At 70.7% G+C, this 20,728-nt stretch carries 22 protein-coding genes; 8 read left to right on the top strand and 14 right to left on the bottom strand.

The genetic code is table 11. From position 1 onward, the window contains the following. Positions 1–2: 2 nt before the first annotated feature. Positions 3–827 carry a FadR/GntR family transcriptional regulator gene (locus QFZ29_RS05600; RefSeq protein WP_306893232.1) on the top strand — a complete coding sequence of 275 codons (825 nt, stop codon included), beginning with the start codon at positions 3–5 and terminating at the stop codon, positions 825–827. Positions 828–906: 79 nt separating this feature from the next. Here the strand turns inward: QFZ29_RS05600 and QFZ29_RS05595 are convergent, their stop codons facing one another. From QFZ29_RS05595 to QFZ29_RS05570, 6 genes are all read right to left on the bottom strand, one after another. After that, complete coding sequence (locus tag QFZ29_RS05595; protein ID WP_306893231.1) at positions 907–1,227, bottom strand: hypothetical protein; 321 nt, start codon at positions 1,225–1,227, stop codon at positions 907–909. Between the two features lie 122 nt (positions 1,228–1,349). Beyond that, on the bottom strand, positions 1,350–1,688 hold the full coding sequence (locus tag QFZ29_RS05590; protein ID WP_306893230.1) for a peptidase: 339 nt from the start codon (positions 1,686–1,688) through the stop codon (positions 1,350–1,352). Beyond that, a complete protein-coding gene (locus tag QFZ29_RS05585) occupies positions 1,685–2,863 on the bottom strand; it encodes an inorganic phosphate transporter (protein ID WP_306893229.1) in 1,179 nt (392 codons plus the stop codon). Before QFZ29_RS05585 ends, QFZ29_RS05590 begins: the two co-directional genes overlap by 4 nt. A gap of 114 nt (positions 2,864–2,977) precedes the next feature. Then, the gene (locus tag QFZ29_RS05580) at positions 2,978–3,451 is read right to left on the bottom strand and encodes an 8-oxo-dGTP diphosphatase (RefSeq protein WP_306893228.1); all 474 of its coding nucleotides are present in this window, start codon (positions 3,449–3,451) and stop codon (positions 2,978–2,980) included. 3 nt (positions 3,452–3,454) lie between these two features. Beyond that, the gene (locus QFZ29_RS05575) at positions 3,455–4,483 is read right to left on the bottom strand and encodes a 6-phosphofructokinase (protein WP_306893227.1); all 1,029 of its coding nucleotides are present in this window, start codon (positions 4,481–4,483) and stop codon (positions 3,455–3,457) included. 151 nt (positions 4,484–4,634) lie between these two features. Continuing rightward, positions 4,635–6,803 carry a DEAD/DEAH box helicase gene (locus tag QFZ29_RS05570; RefSeq protein WP_306893226.1) on the bottom strand — a complete coding sequence of 723 codons (2,169 nt, stop codon included), beginning with the start codon at positions 6,801–6,803 and terminating at the stop codon, positions 4,635–4,637. Between the two features lie 239 nt (positions 6,804–7,042). On the opposite strand from QFZ29_RS05570, the gene QFZ29_RS05565 reads away from it, so the two are divergent. Then, positions 7,043–7,252, top strand: a complete 210-nt coding sequence (locus tag QFZ29_RS05565) for a hypothetical protein (RefSeq protein ID WP_129521317.1) — start codon at positions 7,043–7,045, stop codon at positions 7,250–7,252. A 9-nt stretch (positions 7,253–7,261) separates the two neighbouring features. Here QFZ29_RS05565 and QFZ29_RS05560 read toward each other — a convergent pair whose 3' ends face one another. Continuing rightward, positions 7,262–9,190: a DUF2207 domain-containing protein gene (locus tag QFZ29_RS05560; protein WP_306893225.1), complete on the bottom strand. Its 1,929-nt coding sequence runs from the start codon at positions 9,188–9,190 to the stop codon at positions 7,262–7,264. 72 nt (positions 9,191–9,262) lie between these two features. Here QFZ29_RS05560 and QFZ29_RS05555 point away from each other — a divergent pair, with 72 nt between their 5' ends. From QFZ29_RS05555 to QFZ29_RS05545, 3 genes are read left to right on the top strand one after another with little or no spacing between them, the layout of a single operon-like run. Next, on the top strand, positions 9,263–9,541 hold the full coding sequence (locus QFZ29_RS05555; protein WP_306893224.1) for a metal-sensitive transcriptional regulator: 279 nt from the start codon (positions 9,263–9,265) through the stop codon (positions 9,539–9,541). 2 nt (positions 9,542–9,543) lie between these two features. Continuing rightward, on the top strand, positions 9,544–10,437 hold the full coding sequence (mmuM, locus tag QFZ29_RS05550) for a homocysteine S-methyltransferase (protein WP_306893223.1): 894 nt from the start codon (positions 9,544–9,546) through the stop codon (positions 10,435–10,437). Between the two features lie 16 nt (positions 10,438–10,453). After that, complete coding sequence (locus QFZ29_RS05545; protein WP_306893222.1) at positions 10,454–10,999, top strand: O-acetyl-ADP-ribose deacetylase; 546 nt, start codon at positions 10,454–10,456, stop codon at positions 10,997–10,999. A 9-nt stretch (positions 11,000–11,008) separates the two neighbouring features. Here the strand turns inward: QFZ29_RS05545 and QFZ29_RS05540 are convergent, their stop codons facing one another. From QFZ29_RS05540 to QFZ29_RS05515, 6 genes are all read right to left on the bottom strand, one after another. After that, complete coding sequence (locus tag QFZ29_RS05540) at positions 11,009–11,899, bottom strand: glycerophosphodiester phosphodiesterase (protein ID WP_306893221.1); 891 nt, start codon at positions 11,897–11,899, stop codon at positions 11,009–11,011. A gap of 121 nt (positions 11,900–12,020) precedes the next feature. Continuing rightward, a complete protein-coding gene (locus QFZ29_RS05535; protein WP_306893220.1) occupies positions 12,021–13,184 on the bottom strand; it encodes a N(5)-(carboxyethyl)ornithine synthase in 1,164 nt (387 codons plus the stop codon). Between the two features lie 70 nt (positions 13,185–13,254). Continuing rightward, entirely contained in the window at positions 13,255–14,115 is an 861-nt protein-coding gene (locus tag QFZ29_RS05530) for an aldehyde dehydrogenase family protein (protein WP_306893218.1), read from the bottom strand. After that, positions 14,112–15,692 carry an aldehyde dehydrogenase family protein gene (locus QFZ29_RS05525; protein WP_306893217.1) on the bottom strand — a complete coding sequence of 527 codons (1,581 nt, stop codon included), beginning with the start codon at positions 15,690–15,692 and terminating at the stop codon, positions 14,112–14,114. The genes QFZ29_RS05530 and QFZ29_RS05525 overlap by 4 nt, the downstream gene beginning before the upstream one ends. Before the next feature lie 13 nt (positions 15,693–15,705). Next, positions 15,706–16,713 carry a deoxyribose-phosphate aldolase gene (deoC, locus tag QFZ29_RS05520; protein ID WP_306893216.1) on the bottom strand — a complete coding sequence of 336 codons (1,008 nt, stop codon included), beginning with the start codon at positions 16,711–16,713 and terminating at the stop codon, positions 15,706–15,708. Between the two features lie 49 nt (positions 16,714–16,762). Beyond that, positions 16,763–17,707 (bottom strand): sugar-binding transcriptional regulator, encoded by a 945-nt coding sequence (locus QFZ29_RS05515; RefSeq protein ID WP_306893215.1) that lies wholly within the window; start codon positions 17,705–17,707, stop codon positions 16,763–16,765. Positions 17,708–17,826: 119 nt separating this feature from the next. Here QFZ29_RS05515 and QFZ29_RS05510 point away from each other — a divergent pair, with 119 nt between their 5' ends. Together QFZ29_RS05510 and QFZ29_RS05505 are read left to right on the top strand one after the other, a co-directional pair. Beyond that, positions 17,827–18,447 carry an ROK family protein gene (locus QFZ29_RS05510; RefSeq protein WP_306893214.1) on the top strand — a complete coding sequence of 207 codons (621 nt, stop codon included), beginning with the start codon at positions 17,827–17,829 and terminating at the stop codon, positions 18,445–18,447. 43 nt (positions 18,448–18,490) lie between these two features. After that, a complete protein-coding gene (locus QFZ29_RS05505) occupies positions 18,491–18,760 on the top strand; it encodes an ROK family protein (protein ID WP_306896618.1) in 270 nt (89 codons plus the stop codon). 8 nt (positions 18,761–18,768) lie between these two features. Here QFZ29_RS05505 and QFZ29_RS05500 read toward each other — a convergent pair whose 3' ends face one another. Continuing rightward, positions 18,769–19,983 (bottom strand): MFS transporter, encoded by a 1,215-nt coding sequence (locus QFZ29_RS05500; RefSeq protein WP_306893213.1) that lies wholly within the window; start codon positions 19,981–19,983, stop codon positions 18,769–18,771. 23 nt (positions 19,984–20,006) lie between these two features. Between QFZ29_RS05500 and QFZ29_RS05495 the strand changes: the two genes are divergently transcribed. Then, entirely contained in the window at positions 20,007–20,702 is a 696-nt protein-coding gene (locus QFZ29_RS05495; RefSeq protein WP_306893212.1) for a hypothetical protein, read from the top strand. Positions 20,703–20,728: the final 26 nt, after the last annotated feature.

The following is a 20,728-nucleotide window of genomic DNA, read 5'->3' as shown; positions in this document are numbered from 1 at the left end:
TCATGGCCATTCGGGAGCGGGGCGACGACGCGGGCGACCCGGCCGCGGGCGTACCTGAGCCCGCGCCGCCGACGGCACCGACGGCGCCGCCCGAGGTCGTCGCCGACGTGCTGCGGCCCGGGCTCCTGCTCACCCCGGCCCGCCCGGCGAACGCCTTCGAGGAGACCGTGCAGCGACTTCTGCAGTCGATCCGGCTCGGACTCATCGGGCCGGGCGAGCAGCTGCCGCCCGAGCGAGAGCTCGCGGGAATGCTCGAGGTGAGCCGCGACACGCTTCGCGAGGCGATCGCCTCGCTCGGCGAAGCGGGCTGGATCGTCTCCCGTCGCGGCCGCTACGGCGGCACCTTCGTCTCCGACGAGCTCCCCTCCACGTCGTCTTCAGCGCCTGGTGCCGGCGGAGACCCGGCGACCCGGGCGATCCGGCTCGAGGACACCCTCGCGCTGCGCGCCGTGATCGAGGTCGGTGCGGCTCGTCGTGCGGCCGAGAGCGAGCTCGCGGCCACCGACCGCGAACGGCTCTGGCAGGCCTATGAGGAGTGCCGGGTCGCGACCTCCGCCCAGTACCGCATGGCCGACTCGAGGCTGCACCTGCTCATCGCCGAGGTGCTCGGCGCGCCGAGCGTCATCCCGCTCGTCGCCGACGTGCGGATGCGGGTCAACGAGCTGCTCGACGGCATTCCGCTCCTCGCGCCGAACATCGCGCACTCCGACGAGCAGCACCGCGCCATCGTCGGCGCGATCCTCCGAGGCAGTCCCGACGAGGCGGCGAGCGCGATGGCCGAGCACCTCGAGGGCACCGAGGCGCTGTTGCGCGGCTTCTTCGCGTGAGCGGATGCCGCGCGCGGCCGGGCATGAGAACGGGCCGCGCCCCGAAGCCGGGGACGCGGCCCGTTTCGGCCGGTGCCGTTCAGCCGAAGACGGCGAACGGCAGCATCGCGAGGCCGAAGGCCAGTGCGCCGAGGCTCACGAGCACCGCGCCGCCGAGCATCACGGCGTTCAGCACGATGCCCCAGATGGCCATGGTGCGCGCTGCGGGCTCACGCTTCAGTGCCAGGATGCCGAGCACGAGGCCGATGGCGGGCACGACGAAGGTGTAGCTCGCGACGATCGAGACGAGCCCGAGCACGAGGCTCGAGACGCTGAACCCACGCGTCTCCGCCCCAGGGGCGGCGTAGGGGTTCTGCTCGGCGAACGGCGCCTGCTGGTCGGTCGGGGTGACGGTGGTCATGTCGATCTCTCCTGTTCGTGGGGTGTGATTCCACGCTACGGACGCCGCGGGCGCGGTGACATGGGGCTATCCCCCCGATCCCGGGGCGGCGTGCCCGCGCCGGGGCTCGGCCCGCCGATCGCTCAGACGACGCCGTGGAGCGCGGGCACGATGAGGTAGACGCCCACGAGCACGGCGATGCCGCTCACGCCGAAGCAGGCCCACGCGCCGACGAGCGCCGCGCGCTTCTGGGCCTCGGTGAGCGGACTCTTCCTCGCGGCTTTCGCCGCCTTCTTCTCGGCCGCGCGGGCCTCGGCCGGAGTGACGACCGTGATCGCGTCGGTGAACTCCGCGGGGGTCACGATGGGCGTGCGGCCCGAGATGGTGATCAGCCGGATGCCGAGCGAGAAGGCGCTCACGACGATGCCGGCGCCGAGGAGCGCCGAGAAGAGCACGATGAGGAACGCGATCCAGTCGATCACAGCTTCACCTTCTTCTTCGGCTTCGGATTGCGCTTGATCTTCACGGCCCGACCGGAGTCGGCGACTTCGCTGACGACGTTGTGGTGCGAGATCTGGTTGCGGCGCGACCAGAGGAAGATGGCCGCGATGACCGCGACGCCGATGACGGCGTCGATGAGGATGCCGACCATGCCGAGGCCGGCGATGACGGCCGCGAGCGCGCCGACACCACCGGCCGCCGGCAGCGTCATGAGCCAGCCGATGCCGATGCGTCCGGCGGTACGCCACCGCACCTTCGAGCCGCGCCGCCCGAGGCCGGAGCCGATGACGGAGCCCGACGCGACCTGCGTCGTCGAGAGGGCGAAGCCGAGGTGGCTCGAGGCGAGGATCGTCGCGGCCGTGGAGGTCTCTGCCGCGAATCCCTGAGCGGGCTTCACGTCGGTCAGTCCCGTGCCGAGGGTCTTGATGATGCGCCATCCGCCCATGTAGGTTCCGAGCGCGATCGCGACCGCGCACGTCACGACGACCCAGCCCTCAGGACCCGTGCCCACGTCTTGCATGCCGACGGCGATGAGGGTGAGCGTGATCACGCCCATCGTCTTCTGCGCGTCGTTCGTGCCGTGGGCGAGCGCGACGAGTGAGCTCGAGAAGATCTGCGCGTAGCGGAAGCCGTCGCGGCCGTCGGGCTTGCCGTCGTAGCGCCGCGTGATCGCGTACGCCAGCTTCGTCGCGGCGAACGCAATGAGCCCGGCCGTGAGCGGGGCGAGCACCGCGGGGAGGATGATCTTCGAGAGCACGACGGCGAAGTCGATCGCCCCGATGCCGGCTCCGACGAGGGCGGCGCCGATGAGCCCGCCGAAGAGGGCATGGCTCGATGACGACGGCAGGCCGAGCAGCCACGTGACCATGTTCCACACGATTGCGCCGATGAGCCCCGCGAAGATGAGCTCCGGGGTGATGAGCACCCCCCCGTCACCCTCGCGGATGATGCCGCCCGAAACGGTCTTGGCCACCTCGGTCGAGAGGAACGCACCGATCAGGTTCAGGATCGCGGCGAGCCCGACCGCCACCTTCGGACGCAGGGCCCCGGTCGCGATGGGGGTGGCCATCGCGTTCGCCGTGTCGTGGAAGCCGTTCGTGAAGTCGAAGAAGAGCGCCAGTGCGATGACCAGCACGACGATGAGGGTGAGATCCACCGGCGACTTTCTCTGGAATCGGTGAGGTTGTTCACCACAAGTTCAGGGGGCGTGTATTGCGGAACCGGCGAGAGCCGTGCGACGACTCGATACTCGCACCCTGCGCCCCCGAAATCAAACCACCGGATCGACGACGGAGGCGAGATCCGCTCCGAACGTGAAAGATCGCCGCACGGCCCCGCCCGCGAGCACGCCGGGCAGCCAGAACCGTGCGTCGTCCCACATCTCGTCGAGCGGAAGCTCCCCGATCTCGAACCACTCGGGATCGAGCTCGTCGGATGGCGCCGGCTCGCCGATCCAGCGACGGCACACGAACACGTTCGACTCCTGGCTCCACGCCTCGCGGTGCGGGAACCGATAGCTGAGCAGTCCGCGCGGCTCGAGATCTGCAGCCGCGACGATGACGCCGGACTCCTCAGCCACCTCGCGCACCGCGGCCTCGACCGGGGACTCGCCCGGCTCGAGCTTGCCGCCGAGGCCGACGTAGTAGCCCTCGCCGAGGCCGTGCTTCTTGCGGCCGAGGAGCACCTCGGTGGTGCCGTCCCGCTCGCGCAGGAGGTAGCAGACGCAGACCTGTGGGAGCGGCATCCGTCAGCCGAAGAGGATCTTCGCCTCGTCGTAGCGCGCCTGCGGCACGCGATTGAGGCTGCCGACGGCCTCGGCGATCGAGACGGTCTTGATGTCGGTGCCGCGCAGCGTCACCATCGAACCCCAGGCGTTCTCGTAGACCGCGTCGACCGCATGCATGCCGAGTCGCGTCGCGAGCACCCGGTCGTACGCGCTCGGGGCGCCGCCGCGCTGGATGTGGCCCAGCACGGTGTCTCGCGACTCGATGCCGGTGCGCTCCTCGATCATGGGTGCGAGCCGCTCGGCGATGCCGCCGAGCCGCGGGCGGTTGAACGCGTCGAGGCCCTTGTGGGAGTGCGCACCCTCCATGTCTTCGAGGTGGAAGCCCTCGGCGACGACGACGAGCGGCGCCCGGCCGCGGTCGCGCACCGACTCGACCCACTCGCAGATCTGGTCGATGGTCTTGGGCTGCTCGGGGATGAGGATGGCGTGCGCGCCGCCGGCCATGCCGGAGTGCAGCGCGATCCAGCCGACGTGCCGGCCCATGACCTCGACGACGAGACAGCGCCCGTGCGACTCGGCGGTCGTGCGGAGCCGGTCGATCGCCTCGGTGGCGATCTCGACGGCGGTATCGAAGCCGAAGGAGTAATCGGTCGCCGCGAGATCGTTGTCGATCGTCTTCGGAACCCCGACGATCTTCAGGCCGGCGTCGGTGAGTCGCCTCGCCGCGGTGAGCGTGCCCTCGCCGCCGATCGCGATGATCGCGTCGATGCCGTTCTCGTCGAGCATGCGCTGGATGTTCTCCGGGCCGCCGCCCTCGCCCTCGAAGGGGTTGGTGCGGCTCGAGCCGAGGATCGTGCCGCCCTGCTTCGAGAGGCCGCGCACGTCGTGGCGCTCGATCGGCATGAGGTCGCCCTCGACGACGCCCTTCCAGCCCCAGCGGAAGCCGACGAACTCGGCATCATGCGAGATGACACCCTTCAGCACGGCGCCGCGGATCACGGCGTTCAGCCCGGGGCAGTCTCCGCCGCTCGTGAGGATACCGATCTTCATGCCTCGTGTGACTCCAGTTGCGTGAAGAGACCTGTCGCGATCTCAGAGGAACCTGTGATGGTGCCGGAGGCCGCTTCGTCGGGGCGTTTCGACTGCCGCAGTCTATAGCCTTCCCACGAAGGGCGATCCCGCGCGCCCTGCCGAGCGAGCGTCAGAGTGCCCCGTCGAGCGCCTGTCGCAGCAGGTGCACGAGCGCATCGAGCTGCACCGAGTCGGCCGAACCGGGCTCCACGTCGCTGCCGTCGAGGGCGCGGGCCGCGAGGCCCTGCTTCGAGTCGATGAGCTCCGCGATGCGCGCGTCGATCGTGCCCGCGGCGATGATGCGCCATGCCGTGACGGGCTCGTCTTGGCCGATGCGGTGCACGCGGTCGATCGCCTGCGTCTGCTCGGCTGCGGTCCAGCTGAGCTCGGCGAGCACGACGTTCGACGCGGCCTGGAGGTTCACGCCGACGCCCGCCGCCGTGAGCGAGCACACCGCGACGGCGACCTCGGGGTCGTTGTTGAACGCGTCGATCGCCGCTTGCCGCTGGAAGGCGGTCTGGTCGCCGCGGAGCGACACGGTGCGGAGCTCCCGCGCCGCGAACGCCGCTTCGGCCTGGTCCATGACGTCGATGTGCTTTGCGAAGAACACGACTTTGCCGACCGATCGGGCCAGCTGGGCGGCGTAGTCGGCGGCGAGGCCGGCCTTCGCCTGGCCGATGCGGCGCACCATCGTGAAGACGTTCTCGCCCGACTTCGACGCCTTGGACTCTTCGAGTTCGGCATGCGCGACCGCGCGGATGAACTGCTCGCGCTGATCGTCGTCGAGATCGCCGATGCGCAGATTGCGCGCTTCGACGAGTGCACGGAAGCGGCCGGTGAGGCGGTTTCCGAGCTCGCGTTCGGCGGCGCGCACCGAACGGCCGAGCTCGTCGTCGAGTTCGACGGGAAGGTCGGCGATGCGCTTCGCGGGCAGGTCGGCGGCGACGTCGACCTTGCGGCGACGCACGATGCCGAGGTCGATGACGGCGCGGCGGGCCTCGGGGTAGAAGCCGTGCTCGGCCGGAGTGAGCCCCGTCAGCTCGAGCTTGCCGAGCAACTCGGGCGACGGCCGGTCGCCCTCGATCCAGCCGAGGAACTTCCAGATGGCACGGAAGTCGTCGACATCGTTGATGAGCGGGGTGCCCGTGAGGGCGAGGAGCAGCGGGTCGCCGCCCGGTGCGCTTCGTCGGATCTGCTCGGCGAGCGTGAGCACGTTGCGCGACCGCTGCGACTGCAGGTTCTTGATGAAGTGCGCCTCGTCGACGACCATGCCCTTGAAGCCGAGGGTCGACAGCCACGCCATGTGCCGGTCGAGCACGTCGTAGTTCACGATGACGACATCGGCGAACGCGTCGAGGGTCTCGCCGTCGCCGTGGATGACGGTGGCGCGACGATGCGGGGTCCAGCGCTCAACCTCGCGAGCCCAGTTCATCTTCACGACGTTCGGCACGACGGCCAGCAGCGGGTAGGCGTCGGCGACGGATGCCGCGAGCACTGATTGCGCCGTCTTTCCGAGGCCCGGCTCATCGGCGAGCAGGAAAGTGCGGTGTCCTTCGCGCACGCTCTCGATGAATCGGATCTGGTGCATCATGAGCTCGAGACCGCGCGGCGAGAGGCGGTCGACCTTGGGCGCCTCCGGCAGCTCCATCGAGGCGGCCTGGCCGCCCGAGCCGGTCTCGAACGACTTGAACAACGGGCCGAGGAGCTCCCAGTTGGCGAGGCGACGCACCGGCACGGGCGCCGGGGCGGCCTTCGAGAAGTCGGGGGCGAGGAAGGGGTTCGCGAGCTGCCTCGAGCGCACGGATGCCGGGATCACCTGGTTCTCGGCGAGCATGGGCTTCAGCTCGGGCTCGCGCGTGATGATGAGCTCGTCGGGCGAGAGCTCGGCGCCGGACTCGAGCAGCCAGTCGCGGCGGAACCGCTGCGCGACCGTGGAGATCGAGGCGTCGGGCTCGAGCAGGGCGATGAGGCTCGTGTCGCGCCCGGCCGTCTTGGCCAGGATCTGCGCGATGCCGTCGAGTCGCTTGAGCAGCTCGGCACGTGCGGCATCGGTCACCTCGGGGTCTGCCTTCACACGGGCACGCTCTTCGCGCATGAGCAACGCGATGACCTGGTACTTCGTGCGGTTCGTAGGCCCGAGCTTGCCCTTCTGCGCCTTCGTCTCGACTTCGCGCACCTTGCGCGCGAGGATCGGGATGATGGGTGCGTCATCGTCGCGCGAGCGCGTACGCTGTCGCTGCCTCGTCTGGGCCAATGGTCCTCCAGTTTCTGGGCCGCATCCGGCATGCCCCCTCGACATCGGTCGTGATGGTCGAGGCCGGTTCGGCACATCACCCGATGTCGCCGATCGCGGTACGCCGAATCCCGAACCGAGCAGCACGCGAGCTGGGCTCACGCGGTCGGCCGAAGAACGGATTCGTCGGGCGCAGCGCCATTCTACCCGGATTTCGGCGCAGGATGCGACGAAGCGATGCCGCGGGTCGCGAGACGCATCCGCAGGCCCGTGCGGGAACTTCCTCTGCGGCCTACTCTTGGACCATGGACGATCTCGCGAGGGCGGGTGCAGGCGTCTCGCCCGATGACGACGAATTCACGGTGGCGCAAGACACGGAGTTCGACGAGCCCGACACGGCCGCCGAGCCCGCCGACGGCGATGAACGCACGATCGACGACAGTCTCGACGACGAGGTGCCAGGCCTCGACACGGAACGTCGCGTCGACCTGAGTGACGAGGCCGTCGCGGACTGACCGCGCGAATCAGACCCCGCCGCCGCCGCCTCCGCCGCCCCCGCCGCCCGACGAGCCGCCGCCGCCCGAGCCGCTGCTCGACGAGCTCGAGCTCGAACCCGACCACGAGGCGCTCGACGCCGACGAGAACGAGTGCACGGCCCCGCTGAAGACCCCGGCATTGAAGGCGCTTCGGCCGGCGTACCAGTCGGGCGCGGTACCGGTCTGCTCGTAGAGCGACGCGAGCTCGCGGCTCCATTCGCGTTCGAGACCGAACAGCACCGCGTACGGCAGCAGTCGCTCGTTGAGCTTCAGCACGACGACGGGGTCGAGCGGTGCGAGCGGGGCGGCGGGCCCAGGCGCCGGGGCCGCGCCACCCGTCGAGACCGGCACGGCCGGCACACCCGCCGCAGCCGGACGCTCGACCCGCAGTGCCCCGTGGGGACTCTGCAGCACGCGGAGCCGGTCGGCCTCGGCGAGCCGGATGTAGAGGCGGAGTCCCTCGAGGTGGTCGCGTGCCGCTCGCCCCGCTTGGGTGAGCGGGCGCACATCCATGACCACGACGAACGTCCCGAGCTCGGCGAGGATCGCCGCGACGAACCAGATCGCCGGCCAGGGCCCGCCCATCTGCGCGTCGAGCGCGATGACACCGAAGACCACGCTCAGCACCGAGCCGATCATGCCCACGACGGCGAACAGCGTGCGGCGGCCGAGGTCGGGCCTGCGCCGCAGGCCCGTCTTCGCGACGCGCTTCGTGACGGCGTGGCGCACCGCAAGGAGCCGCTTGCCGAGCGCCGTGTCGCGGGACCTCAGCTCGCGCCGCTCCCCCGGGGTCGGAACGCCGTAGAGCGCGGACACCACGGAGCGGGCGTCGGCGTCGCCCGCCTCGCCGCCGACGTACTCGACCGCGTAGCGTTTGCGACCCGTCTCGACGATGCGCAGCTCGCCCGCCACCGCGCGCTCGAGGATCGTCGCCGTGATGCCCTTGCCGGATCGGCCCACGAGGTCGGCGGCGACCATGGCGCTCACCCCGGCCGGTGGCTCGTACTCGGCGATGATGGTGCCGCGGCCGGGGTGATTGCGCCACCGCACCACGCGCGTGACGATCGCCGCGAGCATCGAGAGGATCGCCACGATGGTCGCGAGCGCGCCGGCGATCGCCGCGGGCGAGGACATGAACGCATCGTCGCGCGGCTCGAACGTGCCGGGCGCGAAGCCGACGGCGATCGTGAGGTTCTCGTAGGGACCGAGGGTCGACGCCTCGGCGACGACGACCGGCGGGAGCGAGTCTCCGACGGAGATCGTCTCGCACGGCGTGTCGGAGCCCGTCCAGCCGCGATAGCACGCGACGTCGCCCGTGAACGCCTCGGCGAGGTCGGCGCTCAGGCGCAGCTCCGCCCGCACTCGTCCGAAGGGCTGCGCCCAGCCGGTGCCGTTGACGTCCCAGTAGAACTCGTCGATCGCGGCGTCGTCGGGCGTGAACGTCACGTTGTGCTGTCGATAGCTGATGACGTAGGTCTGCTCGCCGTGCACGAAGTCGTCGGCCCGGATCGTGACGAGGAGGAACTCCCCGTTCTCGTCGCGCTCGGCCTCGAATGCGCGCGGGCTGCCGGCGGCATCCGTCACCGACTCGATCTGGATGTCGGTCGGGTGGCCGTCGTAGTGCAGCGGGATGGCCCGGCGGATGCCCCGGTTCTGGTCGAACTGGGGGAACACGGCGACGAGCGTCTCGGTCGTGTCGAGCACCGAGCGGCCGTCGGCGTCGCGGGAGAGCTCGTAGACCGCGTCGAACGACGCGAACGTGAAGTCGTCGACGCCGGCTCGAGCACGCGCGTCGACGGATGCCGCCTCCCCGGGTTGCTCCGCCGCGAACGCGACGGCCGCCGGCGACGCCGCGAGGCCGAGCGCGAGGGCGAGGACCGACGCTGCGAGCGTGCAGGCGAGGCGGAGGCGCGTCATGCCCCAACGTTAGTGCCATCCGGCCTGAATGTACCCCCGGGGGTATATCCCTCCGGGCGATAGGATGGGACCGTGATCGACGACATCAAGAAGCGCGCCCTGCACCGGACCAAGATCATCGAGGGCCAGCTCCGCGGCATCGAGAAGATGATCGAGAACGACGACTACTGCGTCGACATCATCACGCTCTCGCTCGCGGTGCAGAAGTCGCTCGCCTCGCTCAACAAGCTGCTCGTCGAGAACCACCTGCGTACGCACGTCACCGACATGTACGAGACGGGCGGCGACCAGCGCGAGGCAGCTGTCTCCGAGCTCGTGCGCATCTTCGAGCTCTCCAACAACCGCGGCTGACCGTGTCGGGTCCGAGCCTGATCGATGCCCTCGCCGATCGCGCGCTCGTCGTCGACGGCGGCCTCGGCACACGACTCGAGGAGCGCGGAGCGGATGTCTCCTCCGAGCTGTGGAGCGCGCGAGTGCTCGCCGATTCGCCCCACGAGGTCCTCGACGTGCACCGCGACTACTTCGCCGCCGGCGCCGACGTGGCGATCACCGCCTCGTACCAGGTGACGTACGAAGGATGTGCTCGCGCCGGATTCGACGCCGACGCGACGACCGGGATCCTGCGCCGCAGTGTGGAGCTGGCCCGCCGCGCGCGCGACGAGGCCGGGCACGGTTGGGTGGCGGCATCCGTCGGCCCATACGGGGCCATGCTCGCCGACGGGTCCGAGTACCGCGGCGACCTCGGGCTGGGTGTCAGAGAGCTCCGCGATTGGCATCGGCAGCGCATCGACGTGCTCGCCGGCGCCGGCGCCGACCTCATCGCGGTCGAGACCATGCCCTCGCTCGTCGAGGTGGAGGCGATCCTCGCCGAGCTCGCCGGCACCGGCACTCCCGCCTGGATCTCGGTGACTCCACTCGCCGGCCGGCTTCGCAGCGGCGAGCCGCTCGCCGAGGCGTTCGCGCTCGCCGCCGCCGTCGACGAGGTCGTCGCCGTGGGCGTGAACTGCTGCGCACCCGGTGAGGTGCTCGGCGCCATCGAGGCGGCACGCGAGGTCACGACGAAGCCGATCGTCGTCTATCCGAACAGCGGTGAGACGTGGGATGCCGCAGCGCGGCGCTGGAGCGGACGCGCCGCGTTCCCGACCGAGGCGGTGCGGTCGTGGCGGGCGGCCGGCGCCGGACTCATCGGCGGCTGCTGCCGCACCGGCCCCGGCCAGATCGCGGCCATCGACCGGGCTCTCGCGTGACCGAAGGGAAGCGATCGTGCCCCGCATCGAGCTGATCACCGGCGATCTCACCGCCGAACGCGTCGACGCGATCGTCAACGCCGCCAACTCGAGCCTCATGGGCGGCGGCGGCGTCGACGGGGCGATCCATCGCGCCGGCGGACCATCGATCCTCGAGGAGTGCCGCGCACTGCGCGCGACCACGCTGCTGCGGTCGGGCCTGCCCACCGGCGAGGCCGTCGCCACGACGGCCGGCCGCCTGCCCGCGCGCTGGGTGATCCACACCGTCGGTCCCGTCTGGCCGGGGCCCGGCCCCGACGCCGACGCGAGGCGGGAGCTGCTCGCTGCGGCGTACCGTAACTCGCTACGTGTCGCGACCGGCCTCGGAGCGGCCTCCGTCGCCTTCCCGGCGATCTCCGCAGGGGTCTACGGATGGCCCGCCGATGACGCCGCGCTCGTCGCCCTCGGCACCACGGCCGAGGCTGCCGACGCCCCTCCGCTCGTGCGCTTCGTGCTCTTCTCCGAGCGCATGTACGACGAGTTCCGTGCGGCCGCCGACCGGCTCGGGCTCAGCGTCGGCTGACGAGCCGCCTCATGTGCCGGGCGCCGTGGTGGCCAGCCATTGGTCGAGCTCGCTCGGCTGGTCGGTGATGATGCCGTCGACGCCGAGCTCGCTCACCTCCTGCCAGCTCTCGTGGGTGTTCAGGGTGTAGCAGAGCACCGCGATCTCCGCCGCGTGCAGCGCCTCGAGCGCGCCAGGTACGGCGGTGACCGATGCGGCCGTCGTGCCGAAGCCGATCACCCCGAGTCGCTCGGCGAGCGCCACGGGCTCAGCGGGCAGCTCGCGGATGAGCATGATGCGAGGGGTCGTGGGCGACACCTGCTGCACGGCGAAGAGGGTCTCGAGACTGAAGCTCTGCAACACGATTCGGCCTCGAAGGCCGTGCCGCTCGATGAGATCGACGACCGTGCGAACCTCCTCGGGAGTCCAGTCGGCCTTCAACTCGACGAGGGCACGCGCCGTCTCACGGCTCGCGAGGGCTTCGAGGAACTCGTCGAGCGTCGGGATGCGCTCCCCCGCGTATTCGGCGCCGTACCACGCACCGACGTCGAGGCGGCGGAGCTCGTCGAAGTCGAGCTCGTCGACACTGTGCCGCGACCCGGCGACGCGCTCGAGACTCGTGTCGTGGAAGAGCACGGGCACGCCATCGCGGCTCAACCGCACGTCGGTCTCGACGAAATCGAGGGCCTCCATCGCGCGTTCGAGCGAGGCCATCGTGTTCTCCGGCGCCTCAGCTCGATCGCCCCGATGCCCGACGATGAACGCCGCCGCACCGGGCACCCGGAGTGCACCGAACACGTCGACTGCCGACGCGGTGGTCGGCGTGGCGGCGAGCAGGAGCGCGGTCGCCGTCGCCGTGACCGCGATCGATGCGAGCAGGACGCGGACGGCGCGGCGTGGTGGATGCGCGAGTGGGGTCACGGGTAGGGCCTTTCCACCGGTCGCGCGCCATTGCGCGACGGTGCATTCACCCTAGCAACTTCGTTACCGTTTCGTTACCTCCCCCGTTCGCGGGACGCCGCCGCCCGGCGCCCGGCGCCGCTCACGCGAGTGAGAGGTAGGGGTACTCGGCCGATCGACGCTGGAACTCCAGGATCGCGGGATTCCGGATGCGGCCGCCGGCGATCTCCGTGGCGCGATCGATCGTGTCGGACTCGGTCCACGCCTCTGGGCCCTCCATCACCGTGCGCAGGAACGGCATGAGCGCTTCGCTGATCTCCCAGGTCGCCGAGTTCCAGAGGTAGGAGGGGCTGTGGTCGACGGCGTAGTAGTTCGTCGACTCCCCCACCGTGAAGATCGGCTCGGCGAACGAGGTGGGGCGGGCCCAGCTGAATCCCATTCCGGCGTCGACGGACACGTCGACGATGAGGCTGCCCGGACGGAAGGCACCCAGATCCTCCGTGCGCAGGTACGTGAGCGGCGCGTTGGGATCCTGGAGCGTGCAGTTGACCACGATGTCCCGTTCGGCCAGGAACGGGGCGAGCGGCACCGGGCCGTCGTCCGTGTTCACGGTGCTCAGGAACGGCGCCTCGGGATTGTGCTCGAACTGGATGATGTCGACGGAGGGGATCGGCGAGCCGACCGCAGCCGTGTCGCGGTTGGTGAGCACGCGCACGTCGTGGATGCCGTGGGCGTTCAGCGCGGTCACGGCACCACGAGCGGTAGCACCGAATCCGATGACGACCGCGCTCAGGCGACGGCCGTAGTCTCCAGTCGACCCGCACAGCTGCAGGGCGTGCAGCACGGAACAGTAGCCGGCGAGCTCGTTGTTCTTGTGGAACACGTGGAGCCCGAAGCCGCCGCTCGCCGTCCAGTGGTTCATGGCCTCCCACGCGATGAGGGTGAGCCCCTTGTCGATCGCGAGCTGGGTGATCGCGCGATCCTGTACGCAGTGGGGCCAGCCCCAGAGCACTTGGCCGTCGTGCAGGTCTTCAAGATCGGAGGCCTGCGGCTTGGGCAGCAGGACGACGTCGCTCCGGGCGATGATCTCCTCCCGGGAGCCGAGTCCGGCGACCAACGGCTCGAGTTGCCCATCCGCGATGCCGAAGCGCTCGCCGTATCCCCGCTCGAGGAGCATGTTCTCGCGAAGGTCGGGATCGATCCGCTCGAGGTGCGACGGATGCAACGGCAGTCGCTTCTCGTCGGGCTTCCTGGAGTGCGCTAGGACCCCGAGTTGCAAGAGACGAGGGCTGGTGGTGTTGGCCATAGCGTGAGGCTACGCCATGCCGCGACCGGCGCAGGACCCCCTGCTCGGATGCCCGCGCCGTGCGGTGCGACTAGAGCAGGCTCTTCGTGTGCCACACCGTCTTGGTCTCGGTGAACGCCGTGATGCGGCCGAGCGCGGGTGCCGCGGCATCGGGGCCGGACTCGGGCCGGAGCACTCGCTTGAGCGTGTCGGCGGCGTCGACCTCGAGCGAGATCCAGTCGAGCGCGCCTGCACCGACGAGGTCGATCGCGTTGACGTCGGAATGGCTCGCGAGCCACGGGGCGATCTCGGCAGGAGAACCCGTCAGCACGTTGACGACGCCCTTCGGCACGTCGCTCGTGGCGAGCACCTCGGCGAGGCTGATCGCCGAGAGCGGGAATCGCTCGCTCGCGACGACGACGACCGAGTTGCCGGCCACGAGCGCCGGGGCTATCGCCGAGACGAGACCGAGGAGCGACGAGTCCTGCGGCGCGATGATCGCGACGACTCCCGTGGCCTCGGGCACCGAGATGTTGAAGTAGGGACCCGCCACCGGGTTGGCGTTGCCGGCGACCTGCGCGAACTTGTCGGCCCAGCCCGCGTACCAGACCCAGCGGTCGATGGACTCGTCGACCTGGGCGGATGCCACGGCGCGCGACACGCCCTCGGCCTCCTCGATCTCGGCGACGAACTGGGCCCTGCGGCCTTCGAGCAGCTCGGCGATGCGGTAGAGCACCTGGCCGCGGTTGTAGGCGGTGGCACCCGACCAGCCGGCCACCGCTGCACGAGCGGCGACGATGGCGTCGCGTGCGTCTTTGCGTGAGGCCTTCGCCGCGTTCGCGAGGAACGCCCCGTCGGCGGCGACGATCTCATAGGTGCGCCCCGACTCGCTGCGCGGGAAGGCTCCGCCGATGTAGAGCTTGTACGTCTTCGGCACGGCGAGGCGGGTCATCGCTTCGATCCCTTCGTCGCGGAGCCCGTTTGTCGGCGCTGCGCGGTTCGGCGCGTGCGCTTGGGCTCGGCATCCGCAGTCTCGATCGGCTTGGCCGTGGCGGGCGCCACGAGGTTCGCCTGTGCGGCTCCCCGGCCGACGGCGCTCGGGGCGAGGTACGCCGCAAGGCCGTGGCGGCCGCCCTCGCGCCCGTAGCCGGACTCCTTGTATCCGCCGAACGGCGAGGCGGGGTCGAATCTGTTGAACGTGTTCGCCCAGATGACGCCCGCGCGCAGCTGGTCGGCGACGGCGAGGATACGGCTGCCCTTGTCGCTCCAGATGCCGGCGGAGAGGCCGTAGGGCGTGTTGTTCGCCTTCGCGATCGCCTCGGCGGGCGTGCGGAAGGTGAGCACCGAGAGCACCGGACCGAAGATCTCCTCACGAGCGATACGGCTCGACGTCTGCACGTTCGTGAAGATCGTGGGCGCGTACCAGAACCCGTTCTCGGGGATCACGCACGGCGCGCTCCAGCGGTCGGCGCCCTCGGCGACGCCGACGTCGGAGAGCTCGCGGATGCGCTCGAGCTGTTCTTTCGAGTTGATCGCGCCGACGTCGGTGTTCTTGTCGAGCGGATCGCCGAGCCGCAACGTCGAGAGCCGCAGCTTCAGCCGCTCGACGACCTCGTCGTGGATGTTCTCCTGCACGAGCAGGCGACTTCCGGCGCAGCAGACGTGACCCTGGTTGAAGAAGATGCCGTTGACGATGCCCTCGATCGCCTGGTCGATCGGGGCGTCGTCGAAGACGATGTTCGCCGCCTTGCCGCCGAGCTCGAGGGTCGCCTTCTTGTCGGTGCCGGCGATCTGCTTCGCGATCGCGCGCCCGACGGCGGTGGAGCCCGTGAACGCCACCTTGTCGACGCCGTCGTGGGCGACGAGCGTGGCTCCGGTGTCGCCCGCGCCCGTGATGATGTTCACGACGCCGGCGGGGAGGTCGGCCTGCTGCAGGATCTCGGCGAAGATGAGCGCCGTGAGCGGCGTCGTCTCGGCGGGCTTCAGCACGACCGTGTTGCCGGCGGCCAGTGCCGGGGCGATCTTCCACGCGAGCATGAGCAGCGGGAAGTTCCACGGGATGACCTGGGCGGCGACGCCGAGCGAACGGGGGTTCGCGCCGAGCCCCGCGTGGTCGAGCTTGTCGGCCCACCCCGCGTAGTAGAAGAACCACGCGGCGACGAGCGGCACATCGACGTCACGCGACTCCTTGATGGGCTTGCCGTTGTCGAGCGACTCGGCCACCGCGAGCTCGCGAGCGCGCTCCTGCACGAGACGGGCGATGCGGAACAGGTACTTGCCGCGGTCACGGCCGCTCATGCGCGACCAGACGCGGTCGTAGGCGCGACGGGCGGCGGCGACCGCGTCGGCGACATCCGCTTCGTTCGCGTTCGAGATGGTCGCGATGCGCTCTTCACTCGCGGGCGAGATGGTCTGGAACGGAGTGCCACGGCCGTCGACGAACTCGCCGTCGATGAAGAGGCCGTAGTTGTCGCGGAGCGAGAGGATCGCCCGCGACTCGGGGGCGGGTGCGTACTCGAGGAAACTCATGTCGTGCTCCAACTCAGTCGATCGTCACGTAGTCTGCGCCGGAGTAATGACCGGTCGCGAGCTTCTGGCGCTGCAGCAGCACGTCGTTCAGGAGGCTCGACGCGCCGAAGCGGAACAAGTGCGGCCGGAGCCACTCCTCACCGACGGTCTCGGCCACGGTGACGAGGTACTTGATGGCGTCTTTCGATGAGCGGATGCCGCCCGCGGGCTTCACGCCGATGCGCTGGCCGGTGGCCAGGTGCCAGTCGCGCACGACCTCGAGCATGAGCAGCGTGACCGGGAGTGTGGCTGCGGGCGACACCTTGCCCGTCGACGTCTTGATGAAGTCGCCGCCGGCGAGGATCGAGAGCCACGAGGCGCGCCGCACGTTGTCGTACGTGTTCAGCTCGCCCGTCTCGAGGATGACCTTGAGGCTCGCGGCACTGCCGTCGGGCCTGCGGCATGCCGCTTTCACCTGCACGATCTGGTCGAACACCTCGCCGTACCTGCCGGCGAGGAACGCGCCGCGATCGATCACCATGTCGATCTCGTCGGCGCCGGCGGCAACGGCGTCGGCCGTGTCAGCGAGCTTGATCGCGAGCGACGCACGGCCGCTCGGGAACGCCGTGGCGACGGCGGCGACCGACACGAGCCCGTCGTCGGGGTCGCCGTGCGCCGCGCCGAGCGCATCGACGGCGAACGGCACCATGTCGCCGTAGACGCAGACCGCGGCGACGCGCGGCGACGTCGGGTCGGCGGGGTCGGGGGTCATCGCCTTCGCGACGAGCGATCGCACCTTGCCGGGCGTGTCTGCGCCTTCGAGGGTCGTGAGGTCGATGAGCGAGATGATGCGGTCGAGCGCCCAGCGCTTCGAGGTCGTCTTGATCGAACGGGTGCCGAGGCCGGCCGCGCGCTGCTCGAGTCCGACCGCGTCGACGCCGGGGATGCCGTGCAGGTAGCGACGGAGCGTGGCGTCGTCGGGTTCGCCGCCGAGCACGGCGAGCGCGCGCTCGCGGGCGGAGACGATGGAAGTGCCTGACATGGTGATGACCTGCCGTTCAGTGAGTGCTGGTCGCGGACGTGCCGCGGAATCAGCCGTCGAGGAGGTGGAGGGCGGTGGCCTCGTCGGTGACGAGCACCGAGCAGAGGCGGCTGCGCACGACGGCGTCGGCCACGGCGTGCTTGGCGGGACCCGAGATCACGGCGATGCCGATCGGCGCGCGCCGCAATTCGTCGAGCGTGAGCCCGACCGTGCGCGCGTCGAGTGCCGGATCGACGATGTTGCCGTCGGAGTCGATGTAGCGGCCGACGACGTCGCCGACGGCGCCCTTGCGCACGAGCTCGTCGACATCGGCCTCAGCGAGGTAGCCGCTCTCGACGTGCACCGAGGTGCGGTCGGCGGCGCCGGCGCTGAAGAGGAAGACATCGGCGGAGCGCGCGAGCTCGATGACCCCGGCAACGACACGGTCGGCCTCGATCGCCTCTTTCGTGGCGAGCCGCTCGAGGATGGCGGGACTCGGCAGCAGGGTCGCACTGCCGCCGCCCTTCTGGGCGATGCCCACGGCGGTCGCCGCCGCGGTGCCGGGCCGGCGATTGAGGCTCACCCCGCCGTTGATCTGCACGACGTTCACGCCGACGGCCCAGCCGTTGCGCAACTGCTGCGAGATCTCGAAGAGGGTGCGGCCCCAGCTCACGCCGAGGGTGCGCGGCACCGGCCGCATGGCCGTGAGGTAGTCGGCCGCCGCTTGCGCGGTGCGCGCCTGCAGCTCTTCGGACGAGCCGACACCCGCCGAGGAGACGACGATCGCGTCGGCCAGACCACGCTCGTCGCGAAGACGGCGCTCGATGGGCAACCGGCGGGCTCGCGGATGCAGGATCTCGATGCGGATGAACCCGCGCTGCTTCGCTTGCGCGAGGAGACGACCGACCTTCCATCGGGTGAGGCGCAGGGCCTGGCCGATCTCGTCTTGGGTCTTGTTCTCTTCGTAATAGAGCTCGGCCGCGCGGATCGAGAGCAACTCGTCGATCTCGTCCATCAGGCCTCCTTCCGCATCCTCTCCAGCGTAGGCAGGGCGACGCGCATCGGCAACACTCGCGGGTGATCCTGCTCACATGAGCATCCGGCGAGCGGATGTCGCGCGCCTAAGCTGGTGCCATGCCACGCCCGCTCGCGCTCGCCGTCGACTTCGGCGGCACCAAGGTCGAGGCCGCGCTCGTCGATGATCGCGGCATCCTGCTGCCCGGTTCCCGGCATCGCCGCGCCACCGGCAACGCCGCCTCGAGCGACGAGCTCGACGCTGCCGTGAGCGAGGTCGTCCTCGCCGCACGCGCGGACCTGCCGGCAGGCGCCCCGCTCCTCGGCGTGGGCGTCGGCGCCGCCGGGCCGATCGACGTGGCCACCGGATCGGTCTCGCCCCTCAACGTGCCCGCCTGGCGCGATCACCCGCTCGCGGCATCCGTCGCCGCCCTCGTGCCCGACGACCCCGTCACCCTTCGCATCGACGGACTCTGCATCGCGCTCGCGGAGCACTGGGTCGGCGCGGGTCGCGGCGCGACGAACCTGCTCGGCATGATCGTCTCGACGGGCGTCGGCGGCGGCCTCGTGCTCGGCGGACGCGCTGCGCCCAACCCCACGGGCAACGGCGGGCACATCGGCCACGTCGAGGTCGGCGGGTTCGACGACGCCTGCGCGTGCGGCGGACGCGGATGCCTCGAAGCCGTCGCGTCGGGCCCCCGCACGGTCGCGTGGGCCAGAACGCAGGGATTCACCGGTTGAGACGGGCGAAGCACTCGCCGAGGCGCACGCCGCGGGAGACCCCATCGCGATCGCCGCAGTCGCCCGCGCGGGTGGGGCCATAGGGCACGCGATCGCCTCGGCCACCAACCTGCTCGACCTCGATGTCGTCGCGATCGGCGGCGGGTTCTCGCGGGTCTCCCCCGCGCTCTTCGAGCACGCACGTGAGGCGCTCACCGAACGCACGGCGTTCCCGTTCGTCTCGCGCGTTGCCGTCGTGCCCTCGGGGCTCTCCGACGAAGGTCCGCTGATCGGCGCCGCCGCCCTCGTGCACCGCCCCGAGCTACTCGCCTGAGGCCGGCCTCAGCGCGCGCGTTCGTCTTCGAAGAAGCGAGGCCGCACGACCACGGCGCCCGCGATCGCCGCCGGGAGCGCGGAACCGAGGAGCAGCACGAGCGGCCAGAACCATCCGCCCGTGGCATCGTGCAGCAAGCCGACCACGAGGGGACCGGCCGCGACGATCAGGTAGCCGACCGATTGCACGAACCCCGACAGGGCCACGGAACCCGAATGGGTGCGAGTCCGCAGGTTGATGAGCACGAGCGCGAGCGGGAAGAGGAGCGGGCCCGCGCCGATGAGGGCGACCCACAACCACGTCGCCCAGCCGGGCACGAGCAGGAGGCCGAGGTAGCCGGCCACGAATGCGACGATGGCGATCACGATGAGCAGCTGCACCTTGCCGTAGCGCGCGGCGAGCACGGGCACGATGAGCCCGGCGGGCAGCCCCATGGCCGCGTAGAGGGAGAGCAGCGCCCCGGCCTCGGCGGGTGCCACGCCCGCGATGTCGTGCAGCATCGACGGCAGCCACGCGAACGCCGCATAGGCGTTGAAGCCCGCGGCCGCGAACACGAGGGCGAGCGACCAGGCGAGCGGCGATCGAACCGCATGCCGCAGCATGCCGCGGTCGGCCTCCTCGAGCAGCGCCGCCGGAGCCTGCCGGCGCGGATGCACGAGCAACGCGATCCACGGCACGAGCGAGATCGCGGCGATCAGGCCCCACTCGCCGAGGGAGACTCGCCACCCCGCGGCCTCGGCGATCGGCACGGCGATGAGGGGCGGGATGAAGGCGCTCACCGACATCGCGGTGACGTAGACAGTGGTCAGCAGGCCGATGCGATCGGGGAAGTAGCGCTTCACGAGCGGCGGCAGCAGCACGTTGGCGACGCCCATCGCCGCGAACGTCAGCGTGCTCGTCGCGACGAGGGTGAGCGCCGAGCCGGAGAACCCCCGCCCGAGGAGGCCTGCGGAGAGCGCGAGGAGTGACCAGACGAGGGTGACCTCGAGCCCGAATCGCTTCGCGACCATCGGCGTGAGGATGCCGAACACGGCGTAGCAGATGGGCGGCAGCATGCCGAGGAAGCCGACGATCGCCGGGTTCAACGGGATCTCCGCCTCGACCTGGCCGAGGATCGGCGAGAGCGATGCCACGGCCGTGCGCAGGTTGAACGCGACGAGCACGATGCCGACGAGCGCGAGGGTTCGACCGGCCCACAATGCTCGGGGCGGGGTCGCTTCCATCACGTCGAGTCTAGGCTGGAAGGGTGGCCGACTTCGCCAGGTACCTGCCGCTCAGCCAGCACTCCGGGGCTGACGAGCGCGGCGTCACGAGCGACCGCCGCGCACCCACCGCGGTCGTGCTCCGCGGGCTCGCGACCGCACTCCGCGCGGCCGACGACGCCGCGTGGAACCGGGCAACCGAGCGTGAGGGTCGTACGGTCGCGCACGTCGTCGCCGAGCTCGTCGCCGGATTCGACCGGTCGCCTGCGCGCCGCGCGCTCGCCACGGCACGACGGGCGCTCGCCGTCGACGACGGGGCGGCCGTGATCGCCGACGATGCTCCGAAGGGGTGTGCGGATGCCGCTGCGGCTCTCGAGGCTCGCGCTGCCGTCATCACCACGCGACCGCAGCCGACCCGCATCGTCGAGCTCGACGACGCCGTGGTCGCCGCGCTCCTCATCGGCCGTGCGCTGGGGGTGGCCGTGCCGGTCCCACCACTCGCATCGGGCGCCGTCGCCCTCCGCCGCGCCGCCGCAGCGCCCACCGCGATCCGCGCCGTCATCTCGGGCCATAGCCTGCATGCCACGGATGCCGCGTGGAGCATCGGCCACGGAGCGCCGCTCGTGGGCACCGCCGACGAGCTCCTGCGGTTCCTGACCGGCATCGGCCTCACGGCACCCCGCCCGCCTCACGACGGCGACTTCCCGGCATCCGCTGACGGTCGCAGTCCTTCCCTCTGACGGCGACGGCTCCTGCCCCCTGAGGC

The organism is Agromyces albus (assembly GCF_030815405.1).
Taxonomy (GTDB): Bacteria; Actinomycetota; Actinomycetes; order Actinomycetales; family Microbacteriaceae; genus Agromyces; species Agromyces albus_A.
This window is presented reverse-complemented; position numbering and strand designations above follow the sequence as displayed.

Coding starts and splice junctions, on each gene's coding strand:
- QFZ29_RS05600 (WP_306893232.1), top strand. CDS start 3: ATGGCCATTCGGGAGCGGGGCGACGACGCGGGCGACCCGGCCGCGGGC.
- QFZ29_RS05595 (WP_306893231.1), bottom strand. CDS start 1,227: ATGACCACCGTCACCCCGACCGACCAGCAGGCGCCGTTCGCCGAGCAG.
- QFZ29_RS05580 (WP_306893228.1), bottom strand. CDS start 3,451: ATGCCGCTCCCACAGGTCTGCGTCTGCTACCTCCTGCGCGAGCGGGAC.
- QFZ29_RS05575 (WP_306893227.1), bottom strand. CDS start 4,483: ATGAAGATCGGTATCCTCACGAGCGGCGGAGACTGCCCCGGGCTGAAC.
- QFZ29_RS05570 (WP_306893226.1), bottom strand. CDS start 6,803: ATGTCGAGGGGGCATGCCGGATGCGGCCCAGAAACTGGAGGACCATTG.
- QFZ29_RS05565 (WP_129521317.1), top strand. CDS start 7,043: ATGGACGATCTCGCGAGGGCGGGTGCAGGCGTCTCGCCCGATGACGAC.
- QFZ29_RS05560 (WP_306893225.1), bottom strand. CDS start 9,190: ATGACGCGCCTCCGCCTCGCCTGCACGCTCGCAGCGTCGGTCCTCGCC.
- QFZ29_RS05535 (WP_306893220.1), bottom strand. CDS start 13,184: ATGGCCAACACCACCAGCCCTCGTCTCTTGCAACTCGGGGTCCTAGCG.
- QFZ29_RS05530 (WP_306893218.1), bottom strand. CDS start 14,115: ATGACCCGCCTCGCCGTGCCGAAGACGTACAAGCTCTACATCGGCGGA.
- QFZ29_RS05525 (WP_306893217.1), bottom strand. CDS start 15,692: ATGAGTTTCCTCGAGTACGCACCCGCCCCCGAGTCGCGGGCGATCCTC.
- deoC (WP_306893216.1), bottom strand. CDS start 16,713: ATGTCAGGCACTTCCATCGTCTCCGCCCGCGAGCGCGCGCTCGCCGTG.
- QFZ29_RS05515 (WP_306893215.1), bottom strand. CDS start 17,707: ATGGACGAGATCGACGAGTTGCTCTCGATCCGCGCGGCCGAGCTCTAT.
- QFZ29_RS05510 (WP_306893214.1), top strand. CDS start 17,827: ATGCCACGCCCGCTCGCGCTCGCCGTCGACTTCGGCGGCACCAAGGTC.
- QFZ29_RS05500 (WP_306893213.1), bottom strand. CDS start 19,983: ATGGAAGCGACCCCGCCCCGAGCATTGTGGGCCGGTCGAACCCTCGCG.